The following is a 20,912-nucleotide window of genomic DNA, read 5'->3' as shown; positions in this document are numbered from 1 at the left end:
ATCCTTACTTTTGTTAAAAATAGTTTAATGAAAAAATTAATTTTGTTAGCTGTAATTGGTCTGGGAATTGTTTCCTGTACCACTCAAAAAAATATCCGGAAGATGACAGAACTGCCAAAAGATTGGAAACATAATACAAATATCTACGAAGTAAACATAAGACAATATACTCAGGAAGGAACTTTCAAAGCATTTGCAAAAGAAATGCCCCGCCTGAAATCCATGGGAATAAAAACCCTTTGGTTCATGCCCATCACACCAATTGCACAGCAGAATAAAAAAGGAAGTATGGGAAGTCCTTATGCCGCTGCAGATTACACCTCTGTCAATCCGGAATTCGGTACACTGCGGGATTTTAAGGACATGGTGAATGAAGCACACAGATTAGGATTTAAAGTAATTATAGACTGGGTAGCCAATCATACAGGCTGGGATCACGTTTGGACAAAAACTCACCCTGAATTTTACCTGAAAGATCCTGATGGGAAATTCCATATCGCTTCTGGAATGGACGATATTATTGAACTTGATTATAAAAACCAGGAAATGCGCCATGCTATGATAGATGCCATGAAATTCTGGGTGCAGGAAGCTGATATTGATGGTTTCCGATGTGATCTTGCTTCATGGGTAGAAGTTGATTTCTGGGAACAGGCACGCCCTGAAGTGGAAAAAGTGAAGCCTCTTTTCTGGCTGGGAGAATTTGATGAATTAGAAAGTCCGGAATATGGAAAAGTTTTTGATGCCAGTTATTCCTGGAAATGGATGCACAAATCTGCTGACTATTACAAAAATAATGAACCTCTTCAGGAACTAAAAGATCTGTTGAGACAATATTCCAATATCGGAGATACGTCAATGAGAGCCTGGTTTACCACAAATCATGATGAAAACTCTTGGAACGGAACCGAATATGAAAAATATGGAGTGATTACAAAGCCTATGGCAGTATTCTCTGCAACATGGAATGGTATTCCGTTATTATACTCAGGACAGGAACTTCCCAATATGAAGAGATTGGAATTTTTCGAAAAAGATGTCATCAAATGGACCAATACCTATCAGGTTGCTGATTTCTATAAAACATTACTTGATTTAAAAGCTTTTAATCCTGCCTTAAGAGGAGGAGATTCTAATGTAACCACCTACCTGTTGAACACTTCGGCCAATGATAAAATTCTTGCTTACGTAAGGAAAAATGGAAAAGATGAAGTATTGGTCGTTCTCAATATGTCTAAAGAAGCTGTTAACTTTTCAATTGAAGATGAACATTTATCAGGAATATTCAGAAATGTTTTTGATAAAACAAAAAGAGATTTCAGCAACGGAAAAGACTTTAGTTTCAAAGTTTCTGATTATGCCGTATTTGAAAAATAAGGAGTAATAAATCTTAACGACTCATCTTTAAAGATAATTAATTCCCCTTCGCCGGAGGGGTGTCAAAATCTGTGATTTTGACGGGGTGGTTTTTACCACTCACAATAAAAAACAATCATCGAATGAACAAACAGGAAATAATCAATATCATTAAAGCAAAAGCAGCAGACAAAATCCAGTATTTTGAAAACCTTATTGCAGAAACAAGGGCTTCGAACAATGATACAAAAAGCTCAATGGGAGATAAATATGAAACCGGAAGAGAAATGCTTCAGCAGGAAATCAATAATCTTCAGCGACAGCTTAATGAAGTATTGAATCAACAGGCTGTTTTGCAGAAAATAACTTCCGATCCTTCAGAAAAAGTTCAGAACGGAGCATTGGTAAAAACCAATAAAGGATTGTTTTACGTAGCCGTTTCTATGGGAGAAATCGTTTTTGAAAATCAGAAAATCATGACAGTTTCTGCAGAATCTCCTTTAGTGAAAGTTATGTATGGTAAAAAAGCTGGAGAAAATTTCACTGTCAATACCATTCATCAGACTATTGAAAATATATGGTAAAATTAATACATGTTAGAGTACAGATATACAGTTGTTTAATAGAAAATAGACATCAGACCTATAAAAAGCATTCATAAAAGTGAGTGTTTTTTTTGTTGGTTTTTACTAAATTTGAAACTTAAAATCTCATTCAAAATGCAAAACTACCTGGATCTTTTACAGCATATTTTAGACAACGGAACTGATAAAACCGACAGAACCGGCACTGGAACAAGAAGTGTTTTCGGATATCAGCTGAGATATGATCTGTCAAAAGGATTTCCTTTGGTAACCACCAAAAAAGTGCATTTGAAATCCATTATCTATGAGTTGCTTTGGTTCTTAAAAGGAGACACCAATATCAAATACCTTAAAGATAACGGAGTAAGTATCTGGGATGAATGGGCTAATGAAAATGGAGATCTTGGACCTGTTTACGGAGCACAGTGGAGAAGCTGGAGTGGTGCGGATGGAAAAGTGGTAGATCAGATTACCGAAGTAATTGACCAGATCAAAAAAAATCCGGATTCCAGAAGACTCATTGTATCAGCCTGGAATGTGGCAGAAATTCCTAATATGGCTTTGGCACCTTGTCATGCTTTGTTCCAGTTTTACGTTGCTGATGGTAAATTGTCATTGCAGTTGTACCAGAGAAGTGCGGATGTTTTCCTTGGAGTACCTTTCAATATTGCAAGCTATGCATTACTCTTGATGATGGTAGCACAGGTTTGTAATCTTGAAGTAGGAGATTATGTTCACAGTTTTGGAGATGTTCATATTTACAATAATCACTTTGAGCAGGTCAACAGACAGCTTGGAAGAGAGCCAAGAGCACTTCCTACAATGAAACTGAACCCTGAGGTTAAAGATATCTTCGATTTTAATTTTGAAGACTTTACGCTGGAAAATTATGATCCGCACCCAGGGATCAAAGCTCCTGTAGCCATTTAATATTCTTATTATCACTTTATTTTTTACTACTTCTATTATTTTAACATTAATAGATGATATTATCTGTGCCGATAAGTTGGGGAATCAGAATATAAATACTTCAGCACACTTTCTTTTGACAATTGTTTCTTACATTTGAAAGAACAACTCTGGTTCTTTGGATTCTTTTATTAAGGAGTTCATTGACTGGTAGTAAATCAGAAATTTGAAATGCTTAAAAATAAATTATGAAGTATTTAAAAATTAATATAGAAGAAAATGCAGATATTGAAGCACTGAAAAATGCAGTACTTCAGTTGAAAGGAGTGGCATCTGTAGAAACAGTAGATGACGAAAACCCGGAAAGCGAACTCAAAAAAGCTTTTGCAAAAACTAAGGAACAGCTTAAAACAGGAGACTATGAAACATTAGTCAATGATATTTTCGACATCATCATAAAAAAATAATTCTAAAAATAATAAAGTAGACCTATGAGAAAGGCCATTTTATCAATTGCAATACTTGGAATCTTATTTTCCGCCAATGTATCAGCACAAACTGAAACTTCAGGAAGGGAAAAAGTATACAGAGCTACCCATACCAAAGTAACAGAACTTAAACACACCAAGCTAAAAGTAAATTTTGATTATCAGAAAGAACAGATGAATGGAGAAGAATGGCTCACCGCTTCACCTTACTTCTATGCAACCAATGAGCTTACTCTTGACGCAAAAGGAATGTTGATTCATGAAGTGGCTCTTGATAATAACGGCAAAAAGTCTCCTTTAAAATACGAATACAAAGATGATATTCTGAAAATTACTCTGGATAAAACCTATCAGAGAAATCAGGATTATACCGTTTATATCAAATATACTTCCCGTCCGAACGAAGTGAAACAGGAAGGAAGTATGGCAATCAATGATGCAAAAGGATTGTATTTCATTAATGCTCAGGGAACAGAACCGGATAAACCTACGCAAATCTGGACACAAGGAGAAACAGAATCGTCTTCCGCATGGTTTCCAACGATTGATAAACCCAACCAAAAGACAACACAGGAAATCTATATGACGGTTCCTGATAAATATGTTACCCTTTCCAACGGCCTTCTGAAAGAATCCAAAAAAGAATCCAATGGGCTCAGAACTGATCATTGGGTGATGGATAAAAGACATTCTACCTATCTTTTCTTTATGGGAGTAGGTGAATATGCTGTGGTAAAAGACAAATGGAAAAATATCCCGGTTGATTATTATATTGAAAAAGAATACGAACCTTATGCTAAGCAGATCTACGGAAATACTCCGGAAATGATCGACTTCTTCTCCAAAAAACTGAACTATGACTATCCCTGGGCAAAATATGCTCAGATTTCCGGAAGAGATTATGTAAGTGGTGCTATGGAGAATACAACCGCCACACTTCATGGAAGTGATATCCTTCAGAAACCGGGTCAGCTTATCGATGAAAATACATGGGAAGATACCATTGCTCACGAACTGTTTCATCATTGGTTTGGAGATCTTGTAACTGCAGAAAGCTGGAGTAATCTTACCGTCAATGAATCCTTTGCCAACTATTCCGAATATCTTTGGAATGAATACAAGTACGGAAAAGATCAGGCAGATTATCACCTGATGACTGATGTAAATAATTATCTTCACAATCCAACTGATTTTAATAAAAACCTGGTAAGGTTCAATTATGAATCCCGTGAGGATGTTTTTGATCTGGTAACCTATCAGAAAGGAGGAGGAATTTTAAATATGCTGAGAAATTATCTTGGAGATGACGCATTCTTCGCTGGAATGAATGATTATCTGAAAACCAACGAATATCAGAATGCAGAAGCACATCAGCTGAGACTGTCTTTTGAAAAAGTGTCAGGAAAAGACCTGAACTGGTTCTTTAATCAATGGTATTTTGGAAACGGAAACCCGAAGATAAATTATACGTCTACTTTTGAACCTGTGAAAAAACAGGTTACTGTGACTATTAATCAGACTCAGGAAAAACCATTTGAATTTCCTCTGGCTATAGATGTGTATGACAACGGAAAGCCTAAAAGATACAATGTCTGGGTAAATGCAGAAGCTAAAAATACTTTCAATTTTGATGTTTCCAAGTCTCCGGATCTTATCAATATCAATGCTGACGGAGTGTTACTGGCTGATATTACAGATACTAAAACCCCGGAACAGAACCTGATGCAGTTTACCAATTCCAAAGAATTCAAAAGCAGGTATCTGGCTTTAAACGGAATTAAAGATCAGGCTGGGAAAAGCCCTGCTGTTGTAAAATTACTGGCTGCCGCATTAAAAGATCCTTTCTTCAGAGTAAGAATAAAAGCTTTGAATTTAATGGACCTTACTAATCCTGAACAAATGAAAGCGCTGGGTGCTGAAGTTGAAAAACTGGCTTCCAATGATCCGAAAACATTGACTCAAGCTGCAGCTATTGCTGCTTTAGGAAAGACAAAAGATAAAAAATACCTTCCTTTATTTGAAAAAGGAGTAAATGCCGTTTCCAATGCTGTAAAAGGAAATTCTATGAGTGCGCTTCTTTCTATTGATCCGTCAAGAGCCAATAGTCTGGCTGATAAAATTGATATGAAAGGAGCATCAGACGAACTCAGAGCACAATTGCTTCCAATTATTGTTAAAAATAAGATTACCTCTCAGATAGAAAATATTGCCCCTCTTGCTACTTTTTACCCATTCATTAAATTCCAGAATCCGGAATTGGGAAAAGCAGCAGAAGACGGCTTCAATTGGATCATGACTTCTGATAACCTGAAAGCAACAGAAAGTATTACGAAAATAGCTGGATATGCCAAAAATCAGATGGCAGACAATCCACAGGCTAAAATGATGATGGTTCAGATGCTGAAAGATGGTTTGAGTAAAAAAATGGAACTGCTGAAACAGAATCCACAAAATGCTGCAAGTATCAACAAACAAATCGATGTCATCAATAAAGCAATTGAAAATTATAAGTAAAAAAATGAAGCCTGCAGATTTGCAGGCTTTATTTTTATCATTAAGTGTACCTAAATTGTCGGATTTTATTTTTAAATACATTGGTTTTTAACGATGTTGCAAAAATTAGCATTTTTTACGACTGTTTTTTGCATTATCTTTCATAAATTCGTTTAAAATTTGGACAATTATGAGTTTTGGAATTGAAGCAGCGGGTTATTATGTGCCTGGTTTATATTTGGAAATTAAGGATTTAGCAGAAAAAAGAGGAATAGAACCAGCAAAATTGGAAAAAGGCTTAGGTCTTCATAAAATGGGACTTTCTGATGTTCACGAAGACGCTGCTACTTTTGCAGCAGAAGCATTACTAAAGCTTATAAAAGACTATCAAATCAATCCTAAAGAAATAGCAAGAGTATACCTTGGAACAGAAAGCGCGGTGGATGCTGCAAAACCTACAGCTTCCTATGCTGTACAAATGGTAGAAAAAGTATTGGAAGAAGAGTTTGGAACAAGATGTTTCAGAAACTGTGACGTATTGGATATGACTTTTGCCTGTGTAGGAGGAGTAGATGCCTTGCATAACGCGCTGGATTTTGTAAGAGTAAATCCTGATAAGAAAGCCGTTGTAATTGCGAGTGACTATGCAAAATACGAATTGGCTTCATCAGGAGAGTATACACAAGGAGGCGGTGCTGTTGCTCTTTTAATTTCCTCAAAACCGGATCTTCTTGAAATAGAAAATAATTGGGGTATAGCTTCAGAAAGTGTTTTTGATTTTTTCAAACCGAGAAGAGCATATAAGAAAGAAGACTTGAATGGAGCTCCGGAAGCATATCCTGACACCATTGAAATTTTTACAGATGAGCCTGTTTTTGACGGACAATATTCTAACCAGTGCTATCAGGACAGAATAAGAGAAGCTTACAATCATTATAAAGAAATAACAGGGCAGGAAAAGCCGTATGAAAACTGGAAATACATTATTTTCCATCTTCCTTATGCCTTCCATGGGAAAAGGGTTTTTACAGAAATCTATAGCCTTGAGAACGATCTTTCCTACGAAACAGCAGATGAACAAAAAGCTGTTGCTAAATCAGAAAACTATCTGAAACTTATTAATGATAAGATAGAAAAAACACAAAGAGCTTCTTCTGAGATCGGGAACATGTATACTGCATCTATCTTTATGGCGTTTCTTTCTGCATTACAGACTTCTTTTAATGAAAATGAAGAACTTACAGGAACAGAAATTGGTTTTGTAGGTTATGGAAGTGGTTCAAAATCAAAGATTTTTGCAGGTAAGGTGTCTGATGGCTGGAGAAAAGTAGTGGAGAAATGGGATTTATTCGAAAAACTAAACCAAAGAACTTCTGTTGATTTTGATACCTATGAAAAACTTCACAGAAAACAATTGAAGAAATCTGTAAATAATCAATATAAAGGTTTTGGACTTGTTTCTATTGAAACTGAAAATCCGGTTTTAATTGGCGCTAGGTATTATAGTTATCAGAAGTAAGATTATCCTTTATTAAATCGTATGAAAGCATCTCATATTTTGAGATGCTTTTCTTTTTTTATCAATAGAAAAAAGCCTGTTGGTTTTCATGATTTTTATACTTGGATTATTTTTAATTTTATTAGTGAAATGGTTAAAAAAATACAGGTAACATGTAGGTATACTTCTTATGTATTAACTAAATTCTGTAAATGGTAAATTAACAGTTTTTTAATTTTAATATTGCGATACTTTTTTTAAAACAGGGTTTTGAGCATGTAAAGAGGGATTTTTTATATAAAATTTAAGAAAAAAGGTCATTTTTTTCTCCATTTTCCTGAAAATTAAGATAAGCTTTGTTTTATTTTTTTCGTTATAATTACTTTTTTTAGTTTATTTTTTTAATTGAAATTTATTTTTTAATGTAAATTGATTTTAATTTTAGAATTTATTAAAATTCCGTTAATGTATAAATTGATTTATTTTTTGTTAATTTTTTAAATGTAATTAAAATTATTCTCCATCATTTTTTAAGTATGAGTGTGAATCTCTCCTTTCTGTAAGCCTGTTTTCAGAGTTTAATGAATTGATGTTACAGATATTTATTGACATATTTGTCCCTTGAATATATTAAAATCTGTTAATATGAATGTGAAATTAAGCGTTTTGACAGTCGGAGTTCTGTTTTTTACAGGACAGACTGTATTAGCTCAGGAAAAGGACTCTAAGAACAGTAAGGACAAGGAGACAAAACTTGAGGAAGTTGTTGTTTTAGGATATAGCAAGACTGCTACTAAAGCTAAAACGACTACATCTTCAGTAACTGTTGGTGCTGAAACCTTAGAAAACAGACCTAATATCTCGGTACTGAACTCTATTCAGGGTACTGCTCCCGGGATTGTAGTGAATTCAGCATCTGGATCTCCAGGTTCTGGAAAATTCAATATTTTGATTAGAGGTGCTAGTTCCCTTAATGGTTCTACGGACCCTCTATATGTTGTGGATGGGGTAATTACTTCAGGTTCTCAGTTCAGAAACCTGAACTCTTATGACATTGATACGTTCAGTATCCTGAAAGATGCTCAGGCAACTGCGATCTATGGTAACAGAGCTGCGAACGGAGTTGTTGTAATTACGACGAAAGGAGGAAAATTTAACTCTGGACTTAAGGTATCTTACGATGCATTAACTTCGTTCAGTAAATTGCCTACTTCTGACTATAACATGTCAGACGGTAGACAACTTTTACAACTTCAAAAGAACTTACAAACTGGTAAAGGTAAAACTTTAACGCAACAAGACATTGATAACTGGGGTACTAATACAGATTGGAGTAAGCAATTTACCCGTATCGGTATTTCTCAGCAGCACAACCTTTCAATTACTGGTGGTGGTGAAAATATTAATAACTTCTTATCTCTAGGATATCTTGATAGTGAAGGAACTGTAAAATCTACAGACTTCAAAAGATTTACGATGAGAAATAACCTTAATGGTAAGTCTAAGGATGGGAAATTAACCTTTGGGGCTATCATGGGATTAGGATATTCCAGAAGAAATCAGCTGGATGATGAAACAAACACAGGGATTTCCAATAATACACTGCAAAATCCTTTATTTGGAAGTGTTCTTTCATTACCATATGCAACACCTTCTCCATATGCAAATGGACAGGAGTTATATAATGCTATTAAAGGAGATGCTACTAATAACAGACACTGGATCCTTCAAGATAACATCAATGGAGGGATCAGAAACAGATTTACAGAATTAAGTATCTCTGCCAATGCCAATGTAAACTATAAAATTACAGACTATTTAAGCGTTGGAAACAGAACAGGGATTGAATACAAGCAATACGAGAGAAACTTTGCAAGATCACCACTAGGATACCTTGCTATCAGTGTTGCTAAAGGAGATGGTTCTACATATGGTGGGTTCGAAGATTTCTCAACAACAAGAGATCTGACATTCAACAGTATTACGAACATTACATTCAATAAATCTTTTGGAGATCATACGATTAGTGCTGGTGCTTACTTAGATTACATCAAAGCTCACGTGAGCTCAACTTCACAAAGACAAAACGGACTTAATCCATTACAGTGGGAATTTGGTGCAGGAACTGGCTATATTCCTTTCAATCCGGATACACCAAACATCTACAGACCTTCTAACAGTGCTACCAAAGTAACTGCAGGTACATTAGCTTACTTTGCAACAGCAGACTATGACTATAAAGATAAGTATGGTGTAAGTGGAGTTGTAAGAAGAGATGGTTCTTACCGTTTCCTTCCTACTAACAGATGGGAGACTTTCTGGTCCGTAGCAGCTAGATGGAATATTGACAAAGAAGAATTCATGGCTAATTCCGGATTCAGATTATTGAAGTTAAGAGCTTCAATCGGTACTACAGGTAACCAGAACTTAGGAATTGCTGGTGATAACGCTAACCCGTTAGCACTTCTTCCAAACAACTTCCTTGATCTTTATAACGGTTTCTCAGGATACCAGAATCTATTAGGATATAACTTTGTTAACTTATCAAATCCTTACCTGGAGTGGGAGCAGGTAAAACAAAGCAACATCGGATTGGATTTCAACTATAAAGGATTGGTTGAAGGTAGCGTTGATTACTATCAGAAAAGAACGTCAAGAATGTTCAATGATCTTCAAAAATCATCCGTTACAGGTTATTACTCAATCAGAGGGAACGACGGGGTTCTTGATAACAAAGGTATTGAAGGGATGATCAAGTACAACGTGATCAGAAACGAAAATACAAAATTCTCTGTTTTTGTTAACGGTGCATACAACTCTAACAAAATCGTTTCTATGAACAGCGAAAACCTTGCTGGAGATGTAGTGAATGCAATCGGAGGACCTGCTGGTCAATATCAGCTATATTCCTATGTTGGTGTAAACCGTGATAACGGAAACTTACAATTCCTTGACAAAAACGGAAACATTACTGAGGCTCCAACGTCTGCAGACAGAGTATTGACTGGAAAATCAAGATATGCTAAGTTTACAGGAGGTTTTGGATTCAACTTACAGCACAAAGGATGGTTCCTTGATACCTTATTCTCTTTCCAACAAGGGGGATGGATCTATGATAACTTACAATCATGGATTATGGACCCAAGTGCAGCAGCTACAAGAAACCTTTCAGCTGACTTATTAAATGCTTGGACTCCTGATAACAGAGATACTGATATACCTGCATTAAAAGCAAGTAACTTAAGCTTAGGATCTTCGGACAGATTCTTACACAGATCCGACTTTATCCGACTTAAAAATATTTCTGTTGGATACAACTTTAGCAAAAGTCAGTTAGGTAAACTGCCAGTAAAAGGAATCAAAGTATTTGTTCAGGCAGAAAACCTTTATACATGGACAGATTGGAAAGGATTTGATCCGGAACCAATTACTTCATATTCACTAAATGTTTACCCTAACCCAAAAACCGTATCTGTAGGTTTAAATGTTGATTTTTAATAGAGAAGAATTATGAAAAGAATTATAAATACAATATTAGTTGTAGCGACCTTATCATCTGCAGCATTTATGCTGAACAGCTGCCAGGACGCACTTGATATAAAGCAGGCAGGAGAATTACAGGAGCAAGACCTGTATACAAGTGTTGCAAACCTTAATGAAGTTTTAAATGGATCTGTATACGCTCAGTTAGATCCAATTGATGAAATCTACTTCACAGCAGTATTTACAGACGAAGTAAAACCAGGATCTGGTAGTGGAGGGCAGGAATATACTCTACACAGACATTTCCTTGATCCGTCCAGTCCTGTTATTACAGGAGGTACTGTAGGTACAGTTGCAAGTGATGGAATCTGGATGAATAACTATAAAGTTATCAACAGAATTAACAGACTTCTTGAAGGGGCAAAGAGAATTACACCTACTTCCGCTGATGAGAAGAATACATACAATGCTATTCTAGCACAGGCTAGAGCCATCAGAGCATATTGCTACGTGCAGCTTGAAGCTTATTTCTCTAGCGATATGAAGAATCCTAATGCTCTAGGAGTTATCCTTTTGAAAGATGTTCCTTCTACAGAAGCGCAATTGCCAAGAGCTAAAAATCAGGATGTTTACGACTTTATCAATGCTGATTTAGATTATGCAAGAAGTATCTTAGGAAACTCTACAACTCCAAGAAGATATAAGGTAGATAAGAATTTTGTAAACGCTCTTGCTGCTCGTTTTAACCTTTACAGAGGTGAAATGGCATTAGCTAAGCAAAATGCAGAATTGGTAATTGCTGGATCTGGTCTTTCTCTTACAGCTGCAACACCAATCACAGGTACCAATGCTGCAGTTCCTGTAACTGAAGCTGATGGTTCTGTATTCCAATCGGGACCTTTCACAGAAGAACCTAGTGCTAAATGGAATATTGCATTCTATGGAGGAATTGATGAAAGTAATGGAAATGGTATCGCAGGAGGTTCTTTCAATCCATTTAGAAGAATGTGGGCTGATACTGAGAATGGAGAGGTTATTTTCTCTCTTAACAGACTTCCGCTGGGAGCAGGTGCTGCTATAGGTGGAAAATGGAATACCAACCAGTCTAATATTACAGGAGCGCCAATGTGGTTCTGGGGAAGAAACTTATATAACATATTTAAAAATACTCCTGGAGATATCAGAAAATATGCTTATGTAGACCCTTCATCAAAACCAAATCCAGATTATGCTTCTGCAACAGCTGGAAATACCAGAACTGATGGATTGGTTATTGACAAATATCCAGGAAAATTAAGCACATCTACAAGAAATGATGTTAAAGTTTTCAGATTATCTGAAATGTACTTCATTATTGCAGAAGCTGAGGTAGCAGCAGGAAATCTTGCGGCAGCTCATGATAAAATTCAGCAGGTGAGAGAGGCGAGAAATTTCCAGGGATTAGCAACAACACCTACTTATTCATCTGTGCAAGGAGCTTATGCAGATATCTTGAAAGAGCGTAGAGTAGAATTAGCACTTGAAGGACACCGTTTCATCGACCTTAAGAGACTTGCGGTATCGGCTAATGTATCTATGGACAGAAACCCTACAGATGATATTATCGATGTGAAAAATCTTCCAAATGGTGATTACAGATATACATTACCTATTCCAATTAAAGAAATTTCTGCTAACCCGAACGTTAAACAGAATGACAAATATTAAGATTTAATTTTAATATATTTTTTAAGAAGAGTCCCAGTAATGGGGCTCTTTTTTTATTTCTGTGAAGCTATCTGATGAAGGTCCTATCCTGATAGCTTTTCGGAGTCACTCCTTCCAGTTGCTTAAATACCCTTGTGAAATAGTTGGTATCTGAAAATCCGGTTTGAAAAGCAGTTTCCTTGATGCTGGTCTGGCTGGCTAATAATTCCTTTGCTCTTGTAATTCTTTCCTGCAGAATAAAATCATTTGGGGAAGTTCCCAGCTCATCTTTGAACATTTTAAAGAAATTAGACTTGCTTACATAAGCCAGTTTGGCAATACTGTCAATAGACAATTTCTGGTGCAGATTTCGTTTAATGTAATCTACCACAAAACCTATCCTGGATTTATTTTTAACAATATTTTTTTCCACCATGCCTCTTGCCTGGGTCTGCATCAACCTGATCAGAAGCTCTTTCAATGCAAAATCTGCCATAATATCCTTTTGAGAGTTATCATCCATCGCAATTCTCATGATATTGTTGGTAGCGGAAGCCAGCGCTTTATTATTAAACAGAAAATACTCATCCAGCTGAATATTCCATTGTGAAGTTTCATCCACCTTTGGAAGATGATAATTGAGATAATTAAGAGAATCCTCAATGAAATCAGGATTTAAACTTAAAGAAATACATTGTGTAGGCGTTTCATCCGCTTCAGGAAAATCAATGACCATAGTTTCTCCCGGTGCTACAAGAATACTTTCCCCCGGATAGTAATCGAAATAACTGGTTTTGTTATCCAGTTTCATATGTTTTTTACCTCTCAGCATTGCCGTAAACGCAATATTTTCAAAATGAAGCTTTACATCAAAAGCAGCCTTATGAGTCTCATAAATACTGAACTCACAATTATTTAGATTGAATTTCGTCTGGTTTTCAACAAGACTCAATAGTTGGTTTTCCTTACGTAATTCAGGAGTATTTAATAAAATCTTACTATTGTTATTCATTTCTAAAATTTTTTGAATCGGAGGTAACTCAAATATAGAAAATTTGAGAGTATGTTGCTGTTAATAAAATACTAAAATTGAACCCCTTGCACTATTTTCCACTTTTTTTATACGATTGTGCTATACTCTTTTTGGCTTCTCAGTGTAATTTGGTAGTATCGAAAAAATAAAAACAATACTAATATGAGCACTATTACAGAACCAAGATCAACGACACTTTTACAGCGTCCGGAGTTCAAAAACAGATACGATAACTATATTGATGGAAAATTCACTCCACCTGTTAAAGGACAATATTTTGATGTAGTTTCCCCAGTTGATGGGAAAAAATTTACTCAGGTAGCACATTCGTCCAAAGAAGATTTGGAGCTAGCGGTAGATGCAGCTGAAAAAGCATTTCAGACATGGAAGAATACTTCCTCCACAGAAAGAAGTATCATTCTGAATAAAATTGCAGACAGAATAGAACAGAATTTAGAATATCTTGCTACAGTAGAAACAATAGATAACGGAAAGGCTGTAAGAGAAACATTGGCAGCAGATTTACCTTTAGCCATTGATCATTTCAGATACTTTGCTTCGGTGATCCGTGCTGATGAAGGATCGCATAACGAATTGGATAAAGACACCGTTTCCTTAATCGTTCACGAACCTCTTGGAGTCATTGCACAGATTATCCCATGGAATTTCCCAATATTAATGGCAGTTTGGAAACTGGCTCCGGCATTGGCTGCAGGAAATTGTGTCGTATTAAAACCGGCAGAAAGTACCCCTGTTTCCATTATGGTTTTAATGGAATTGATCGGTGACCTTTTACCTGCAGGAGTTATTAATATTGTCAACGGATTCGGAGCAGAACTTGGAAGAGCTCTTGTTACCAATCCGAAAGTAGCCAAAGCAGCATTTACCGGTTCTACGGCTACAGGAAGACTTGTAATGCAATATGCTACAGAAAACATCATTCCGGTTACGCTGGAATTGGGAGGTAAATCGCCGAACGTTTTCTTCAATTCGGTGATGGATGCCGATGATGAATTTTTAGATAAAGCCATAGAAGGAGCAGTCCTTTTTGCCCTGAATCAGGGAGAGATCTGTACATGTCCTTCAAGACTTCTTGTTCAGGAAGGTATTGCAGATGCCTTTATCGAAAGAGTAATCGAAAGAGTAAAAGCCATCAAAGTTGGAAATCCACTGGATAAAACCGTGATGATGGGAGCGCAGGCTTCACAGATTCAGAAAGATAAAATCCTTTCCTATATTCAGTTGGGAATAGAAGAAGGAGCAGAAGTGCTTGTAGGAGGAGCTGTTAACGACTTGGGAGAAGATCTGGAAGGTGGCTACTACATCCAGCCTACCATTTTCAAAGGAAACAACAGAATGAGAATTTTCCAGGAAGAAATTTTCGGTCCGGTGCTGGCATTTACCACTTTCAAAGATGAAGAAGAAGCCGTAAAAATTGCCAATGATACCATCTATGGACTTGGAGCTGGAGTATGGACGAGAGATGCTCACCAGTTGTACAATATTCCACGCCAGATTGAAGCAGGTAGAGTATGGGTGAATCAATATCACTCTTATCCGGCCGGAGCACCTTTCGGAGGTTACAAACAATCAGGAATCGGAAGAGAAAATCATAAAATGATGCTCGATCATTACCGTCAAACCAAAAACATGCTGATTTCTTACAATAAGAATAAGTTAGGTTTCTTTTAATATTATTTAGGACGTGCCCGATTGCCTTGGCTTTATCCAGGGCAAACCGGTCGGGCTATCCCGGGCTGCACTTCGTTTCGGTGCTCCATTTCATTCCGCACCGGCTCGTTCCTCGCCGCCCTTCCTATCCCTCACGCAGGGAAATTTCCTGTTCAAACACGGAGATAAAAACAAATAACCCCAAATAACTCAATCCAAAAAATAAGATATGATTCCAAAAACAATGAAAGCGGCGGTAGTTCAGGGCTACGGTCAACCTTTGAAAATAGAAGAAGTACCTGTAAGAGAACCCGGAAGATATGAAGTACTTGTTAAAGTCATCGCCTGTGGAGTTTGTCACACAGATTTACATGCGGTAGATGGCGATTGGCCTGTAAAACCCAAGATGCCGCTGATCCCGGGACATGAAGGAGTAGGTATTGTAGTAGCCTGCGGACCCGAAGCTTTTGTAAAAGAAGGAGATGCTGTAGGAGTTCCATGGCTGTACAGTGCATGTGGATGCTGCGATTATTGTATTACGGGATGGGAAACCCTTTGTGAAGCCCAGAAAAATGGAGGTTACAGTGTAGATGGCGGATTTGCTGAATATGTTATTGCAGATTCAAGATATGTAGGGCATTTGAAATCTGATGTCAACTTTCTGGAAATTGCTCCTATTTTATGTGCCGGAGTCACAGTTTATAAAGGATTGAAAGAAACAGAAACAAAACCCGGAGAATGGGTAGCCATTTCAGGAATCGGAGGACTGGGACATGTAGCTGTTCAGTATGCAAAAGCAATGGGAATGCACGTAGCCGCTATTGATGTAGCAGACGATAAGCTTGAACTGGCAAAAAAATTAGGTGCAGACCTTGTAGTCAATGCAAAGAATACAGACCCTGGAGAATATTTACATAAAGAAGTTGGTGGAATGCACGGTGCTTTGATTACCGCAGTTTCACCTATCGCTTTCAAGCAGGGAATAGATGTTTTAAGAAGAAAAGGGACGATTGCCCTCAATGGACTTCCTCCCGGATCTTTTGAACTTCCTATTTTTGAAACCGTTCTGAAAAGAATTACCGTAAGAGGTTCCATTGTAGGAACAAGAAAAGATATGCAGGAAGCATTGGATTTTGCCAATGAAGGATTGGTGAAAGCTACAGTCACTTCCGCAAAATTAGAAGATATCAATGATGTTTTTGATAAAATGAAAAAAGGACAAATTGACGGCAGAATCGTTTTAGATATTGCCGGCTCAAATTAATTTGATGATGTGTTGCTGATCCCGGTTAGAATTTATTTTACCGGGATCTTTTATCAGTGAAGCCCTCTAAACTTTTAAGTAGGCTAAAGTGTTTTACAATGAAAGCTTTTGTGACTCTTGTGGCTGTATAAAGTTGGCATTAAACCAAAATAAAAACAATGGAAACAAAAATATCAAGACTTTCCGCAACGGAACAGGCGCTTGAAGTAATTGACAAGCTGGAAGAGCAATATGGTCCCCTGATGTTTTATCAGGCAGGCGGATGCTGTGAAGGAACCCAGCCACAATGTTTCGAAAAAGGAGGATTCTTTCCCAGAATGAATGATGCCATGATCGGTACTATTAACGGGCATGAGTTCTGGATAGACCGTGACCTTTTTGAATACTGGAAATATTCACATTTTACCTTGGACGTGACTGATGGCTTCGGACCTGGTGGTTTTTCGCTGGAAACTCCTTTAGGAAAAACGTTTAAAGTTCATTACAGACTTTTCACCCCTGAAGAATATGAAAATTTAGAGCCCGTGAAACGTAGTGAATAGGAGCTGTGAAATCAAGTGTTGGTAAAGAATCAAGGCTTTTGTGCAATATAAATAAGCTCTCTTTCAAATTCATATTTCCCTCTCGAAATTCCTCTTTTTAAGATAAAATATTGAGTGATTGCTATTATGAAAGCGACTGCCCCGACCATAAGACCTTGTTGACCTCCTGTAATACTGACGAATCCTATTAAAAAGCAAAAACACAGAATAAAAAACCAATTCAACATCTGAAATCCTGATGGAAAAAATTCTATCGCTACAGATGATATCCCATTTTTGTCAGAAATAGTTCCATGAAACACAGGATTACTTCTGTTCATATCAAACAGCCTTCCTCTTCTTTTGATTGTAAAACTGTTTGCATCGATCATTCCCCGGTATTCAAACCGAGTAGGAATTGTACTGTCTTTTTCTAATGAGATGAAAGTGGTATTGGTTTTATAAGTTACTTTCATTAATCTCTGTACAAGTTCTGCACTATTGATATTGAGATCAATAATGAGGCTGTTGTATAAGCCAATGCTTTTAAAAAATGAGTTCATGGGTTAAAAGAAGATAGTTAAACTGTAATCAGACTTTCACAAACCGGTTGACAAACATAGCGGCAACGATATCTCCCACAGCATTCAGAACGGTAGCCAGAGGATCTACCAAAGTCCCGATGATCATCACGGCAGGAATAGCTTCCTGAGGAAGTTTATAAACAGAAATCATCAGCATTTCCCCAATATATCCACCATTAGGAATACCACCAGCCACAATACTCACAAAGACTGTAATACCTAAAGCTAAAAGCAGGTTGGCAGGATCAAAAAAATCTTTTCCAATAATTAAAAAAGCCACATAGATCTTAATAATAGAAGACATTGAAGATCCATTTTTATGCAAAGTAGTCCCGATAGGAATCACCAGATTGGCAATAGAATTCGGAATCCCGATTTTAGAAGCAGCTTGTAAATTAGCTGGCATTGTTGCAAAACTACTGCAGGTACTTATTGCAGTTAAAGTTGGGTAAATGGCATTCGTCCAGAAACTTTTAACTCCTTTTTGCCCATTCGCCATGAATGCATAGATAGAAAAAAACGCCAGGAAATAAATAACTCCAGCAATATAATATAACCCCAACGGTTTAGCATAAAATCCAAAAAGCTGTGGTCCTAAAGTCGCTACCTGATATGCAAAGTACGCTCCCAAACCAATGGGTGCAAGCTTCATCACCAGCAAAAGAAGCTCTTTCATCACTTCATACCCCGAAGCAATAAAAACTCTGAAAGGCTGTCCTTTTTCTCCTGTTTTTCGGGCTGCAAATCCTGTCAGAAAAGCAAATACCAAAAGTGCCAGCATATTTCTTCTTGAGAAAAGCTCCGTGAACTCTCCCACGGTAAAGAAACTTACAATCCTGTTGCCCCATGTATCCTCATTGGCTGCTTCTGCAATCATCTCAGAACTTCCTGAGACCCCGGAAACAGGAAAAAGATACACAGCACAGATCGTAAAGACTGCTGCCGTAAGAATAAAGAACAAAAAGGTAAGTGCCATTACAAGAATGATTTTACCGAATTTTGATTGCTGCTCCAGAGAAGCAATAGAATTGGAAACGGCAAAAAATACCAAAGGAACTACACTCACAAAAAGAAGATTCAGAAAAATATCTCCCAAAGGTTTAATGTATTCCACAATACCAGGTGCAACAATTCCAATGATGCTTCCAATAGTGATTCCCAAAAGTAAAAATATGATTCCGGAGTAGTTTTTCAATACATCTTTCATGTATGGCTTTTTATCAAAGATAGGTTTATTTTTAACATTCTGTTATACAATTTTCAGACCTAAAATTCATAAATTTGGGTAAACCTCATTTCTATGGCTTATATAGATTACTATAAAATTTTAGGCGTAGATAAAAGCGCAACACAGGATGATATTAAAAAAGCCTACCGAAAATTGGCTAGAAAACATCATCCCGATCTCAATCCCGGAGACAAAGAAGCAGAAAAGAAATTCAAAGAACTGAATGAAGCTAATGAAGTTCTGAGTAATCCGGAAAACAGATCAAAATATGACAAGTACGGAGAAAACTGGAAGCACGGCGAAGAATACGAAAAAGCCCAGCAGCAACAGCAAAGACAGTATCAACAGCAAAGTAGTTATAACGGAGGATATTCCGGGGCAGACTTTGGTGGAGGTGAAGATTTCTCAGATTTCTTCCAGGATATGTTTGGCGGTGCAGGCGGTGGATTTGGTAAAAGTTCGAGAGGAAGAGCTTCCGGTAAATTCAAAGGGCAGGATATAACTGCCGAGTTGAATCTCAATTTAAGAGACGCTGCAACAACCCATCCGCAAACTTTTGAAATCAATGGAAAGAAAGTAAGAATCACCATTCCTGCAGGGGTGTATGACGGACAGCAGATTAAATTAAAAGGACACGGAAATCCCGGAGTAAATGGCGGGCCGAACGGAGATTTATATATCACCTTTAATATTCCTGCTGATCCGGATTTTGAAAGAATAGGTGATGATCTGAAGACCAAAGTGACTATTGATCTGTATACAGCCGTTTTAGGTGGCGAAGTAACAGTACATACTCTCAATGGAAGTGTAAACCTTAAAGTGAAACCGGAAACCCAAACCGGAATGACGGTAAGACTCAAAGGAAAAGGTTTTCCTGTCTATAAAAAAGAAGGAGAACACGGTGATCTTTTTGTAACCTATGAAGTGAAACTGCCAACCAATCTTACCGAAAAGCAGAAAGAACTTTTTGAACAACTAAAAAATTCCTAAGCTATGAGTGAAAGAATATCACGGGAAGAACTCGTAAAAATCTATAATATAGAAATTACTTTTTTTGATGAGCTTGTAGACTATGGGCTGCTGAATATTCAGATTGAAAATAATATTCATTATCTGATGTATGAAGATCTGCCCGATCTGGAAAAATTTGCCAACTGGCATTATGATCTTGAAATTAATCTACCTGGCCTGGAAGTGATTCATAATATGCTGAAAAAACTGGATGCCCTGAACCGAAGAAACAGAGAACTGATGAATAAACTTTCTGCCATAAGTGATCAATATGAAGATATTTAGTTTAGTTTTGTAGCTTTTTAAAGCAAACTCTATAATTATGAATGAAGAAAAGGTGATTACACTAAAACCGGACAGGAAGATTTTTGAAGATATTTATTTTAGCGGTAATCAGGGAAGTCTGCTTTTTTCACCTACTACGAAAAGTAAAACTATCATTACCATAGCTGCTGCAGTCATCGTTTTCATTGTTTTTCTATTAAAAGACTTTATGAGTAAAGAAAACGCAGGCGTTTTATACTTCCTGAGTTTTATATTTTTGCTTTGTGCTGTTTTCTTATCTGTAAGCGTTAATAAAGTTTCAAGATGGAAAAAACAGGTGAATCATTATCTGAGCACACTTGAAAGATGTAAAGTATACGAGATAAGATTTGATAACAACTTTTTCACAGTGAATATTGATGGCGAAAAAGAAACCAGCGAATGGAAAGATTTTGAATATTTCGACAGCACCCATGAATTTATTTCTCTGGAAGGAAAATACAGTTATATGTTTCCCAGAAAATCAATGAATGAGAAAGAATACAGTTTTCTCAAGAATACATTGAAAGAGAGAGTGAACATCGATCAATAAAAACAAAGAGGCTGTCCCAAAAGGGCAGTCTTTTTTTATGCGAGAAATTCTCAGGTTGAAATTTAAGGTTCATCTCTATAAAAAACAGAAATTTTGAATGTATGAATTGGGTATGAGGAATTTTCAACAGAAACTGCATAACAGGGTTGAATAAATTAAACCTAACAGGCTTTAAAAACCTGTTAGGTTTATAAATCATAACAGATCTAAAAACTCCTGCATGAAAAATAAATCGGGATAAGAAGCC

Annotated in this window: 17 protein-coding genes; 14 read left to right on the top strand and 3 right to left on the bottom strand. The window is 36.8% G+C overall.

Going from position 1 to position 20,912, the window contains the following annotated elements; genetic code table 11:
- The first annotated feature begins 27 nt into the window (after window positions 1-27).
- From NK356_RS12385 to NK356_RS12350, 8 genes are all read left to right on the top strand, one after another.
- Entirely contained in the window at window positions 28-1,377 is a 1,350-nt protein-coding gene (locus tag NK356_RS12385) for an alpha-amylase family glycosyl hydrolase (RefSeq protein ID WP_253317109.1), read from the top strand.
- A 122-nt stretch (window positions 1,378-1,499) separates the two neighbouring features.
- Window positions 1,500-1,940 (top strand): hypothetical protein, encoded by a 441-nt coding sequence (locus NK356_RS12380; RefSeq protein WP_034695125.1) that lies wholly within the window; start codon window positions 1,500-1,502, stop codon window positions 1,938-1,940.
- Between the two features lie 135 nt (window positions 1,941-2,075).
- On the top strand, window positions 2,076-2,870 hold the full coding sequence (locus NK356_RS12375) for a thymidylate synthase (protein ID WP_253317108.1): 795 nt from the start codon (window positions 2,076-2,078) through the stop codon (window positions 2,868-2,870).
- 227 nt (window positions 2,871-3,097) lie between these two features.
- Window positions 3,098-3,316, top strand: coding sequence for a hypothetical protein (locus tag NK356_RS12370; protein WP_253317107.1), 219 nt, complete (start codon window positions 3,098-3,100; stop codon window positions 3,314-3,316).
- Between the two features lie 24 nt (window positions 3,317-3,340).
- The gene (locus tag NK356_RS12365) at window positions 3,341-5,851 is read left to right on the top strand and encodes a M1 family metallopeptidase (protein ID WP_253317106.1); all 2,511 of its coding nucleotides are present in this window, start codon (window positions 3,341-3,343) and stop codon (window positions 5,849-5,851) included.
- Window positions 5,852-6,020: 169 nt separating this feature from the next.
- The gene (locus NK356_RS12360) at window positions 6,021-7,349 is read left to right on the top strand and encodes a hydroxymethylglutaryl-CoA synthase family protein (protein ID WP_253317105.1); all 1,329 of its coding nucleotides are present in this window, start codon (window positions 6,021-6,023) and stop codon (window positions 7,347-7,349) included.
- A gap of 624 nt (window positions 7,350-7,973) precedes the next feature.
- Complete coding sequence (locus tag NK356_RS12355; protein ID WP_034695136.1) at window positions 7,974-10,826, top strand: SusC/RagA family TonB-linked outer membrane protein; 2,853 nt, start codon at window positions 7,974-7,976, stop codon at window positions 10,824-10,826.
- Window positions 10,827-10,838: 12 nt separating this feature from the next.
- On the top strand, window positions 10,839-12,518 hold the full coding sequence (locus NK356_RS12350) for a RagB/SusD family nutrient uptake outer membrane protein (RefSeq protein WP_034695138.1): 1,680 nt from the start codon (window positions 10,839-10,841) through the stop codon (window positions 12,516-12,518).
- A gap of 67 nt (window positions 12,519-12,585) precedes the next feature.
- On the opposite strand, the gene NK356_RS12345 is transcribed toward NK356_RS12350, so the two are convergent.
- Window positions 12,586-13,509 carry an AraC family transcriptional regulator gene (locus NK356_RS12345; RefSeq protein ID WP_051934302.1) on the bottom strand — a complete coding sequence of 308 codons (924 nt, stop codon included), beginning with the start codon at window positions 13,507-13,509 and terminating at the stop codon, window positions 12,586-12,588.
- A gap of 183 nt (window positions 13,510-13,692) precedes the next feature.
- Between NK356_RS12345 and NK356_RS12340 the strand changes: the two genes are divergently transcribed.
- The 3 genes from NK356_RS12340 to NK356_RS12330 all read left to right on the top strand — a co-directional run bounded on the left by NK356_RS12340 (window position 13,693) and on the right by NK356_RS12330 (window position 17,007).
- Window positions 13,693-15,222 (top strand): aldehyde dehydrogenase family protein, encoded by a 1,530-nt coding sequence (locus NK356_RS12340; RefSeq protein ID WP_034695141.1) that lies wholly within the window; start codon window positions 13,693-13,695, stop codon window positions 15,220-15,222.
- 208 nt (window positions 15,223-15,430) lie between these two features.
- Window positions 15,431-16,465, top strand: a complete 1,035-nt coding sequence (adhP, locus tag NK356_RS12335) for an alcohol dehydrogenase AdhP (RefSeq protein WP_034695142.1) — start codon at window positions 15,431-15,433, stop codon at window positions 16,463-16,465.
- 158 nt (window positions 16,466-16,623) lie between these two features.
- Window positions 16,624-17,007 (top strand): DUF779 domain-containing protein, encoded by a 384-nt coding sequence (locus NK356_RS12330; protein ID WP_062674311.1) that lies wholly within the window; start codon window positions 16,624-16,626, stop codon window positions 17,005-17,007.
- Window positions 17,008-17,036: 29 nt separating this feature from the next.
- On the opposite strand, the gene NK356_RS12325 is transcribed toward NK356_RS12330, so the two are convergent.
- On the bottom strand, window positions 17,037-17,549 hold the full coding sequence (locus tag NK356_RS12325; protein ID WP_253317104.1) for a hypothetical protein: 513 nt from the start codon (window positions 17,547-17,549) through the stop codon (window positions 17,037-17,039).
- Between the two features lie 28 nt (window positions 17,550-17,577).
- Window positions 17,578-18,777: a dicarboxylate/amino acid:cation symporter gene (locus NK356_RS12320; protein ID WP_253317103.1), complete on the bottom strand. Its 1,200-nt coding sequence runs from the start codon at window positions 18,775-18,777 to the stop codon at window positions 17,578-17,580.
- 93 nt (window positions 18,778-18,870) lie between these two features.
- On the opposite strand from NK356_RS12320, the gene NK356_RS12315 reads away from it, so the two are divergent.
- From NK356_RS12315 to NK356_RS12305, 3 genes are read left to right on the top strand one after another with little or no spacing between them, the layout of a single operon-like run.
- The gene (locus NK356_RS12315) at window positions 18,871-19,788 is read left to right on the top strand and encodes a DnaJ C-terminal domain-containing protein (RefSeq protein ID WP_253317102.1); all 918 of its coding nucleotides are present in this window, start codon (window positions 18,871-18,873) and stop codon (window positions 19,786-19,788) included.
- A 3-nt stretch (window positions 19,789-19,791) separates the two neighbouring features.
- Window positions 19,792-20,094, top strand: a complete 303-nt coding sequence (locus tag NK356_RS12310; RefSeq protein ID WP_079242769.1) for a chaperone modulator CbpM — start codon at window positions 19,792-19,794, stop codon at window positions 20,092-20,094.
- A gap of 37 nt (window positions 20,095-20,131) precedes the next feature.
- The gene (locus NK356_RS12305) at window positions 20,132-20,665 is read left to right on the top strand and encodes a hypothetical protein (RefSeq protein WP_253317101.1); all 534 of its coding nucleotides are present in this window, start codon (window positions 20,132-20,134) and stop codon (window positions 20,663-20,665) included.
- Window positions 20,666-20,912 lie beyond the last annotated feature (247 nt).

This window comes from Chryseobacterium sp. S0630 (assembly GCF_024158915.1).
GTDB lineage: Bacteria > Bacteroidota > Bacteroidia > Flavobacteriales > Weeksellaceae > Chryseobacterium.
Note: the sequence above shows the minus strand (reverse complement) of the source record. Positions and strands in the feature narration are given on the sequence as shown.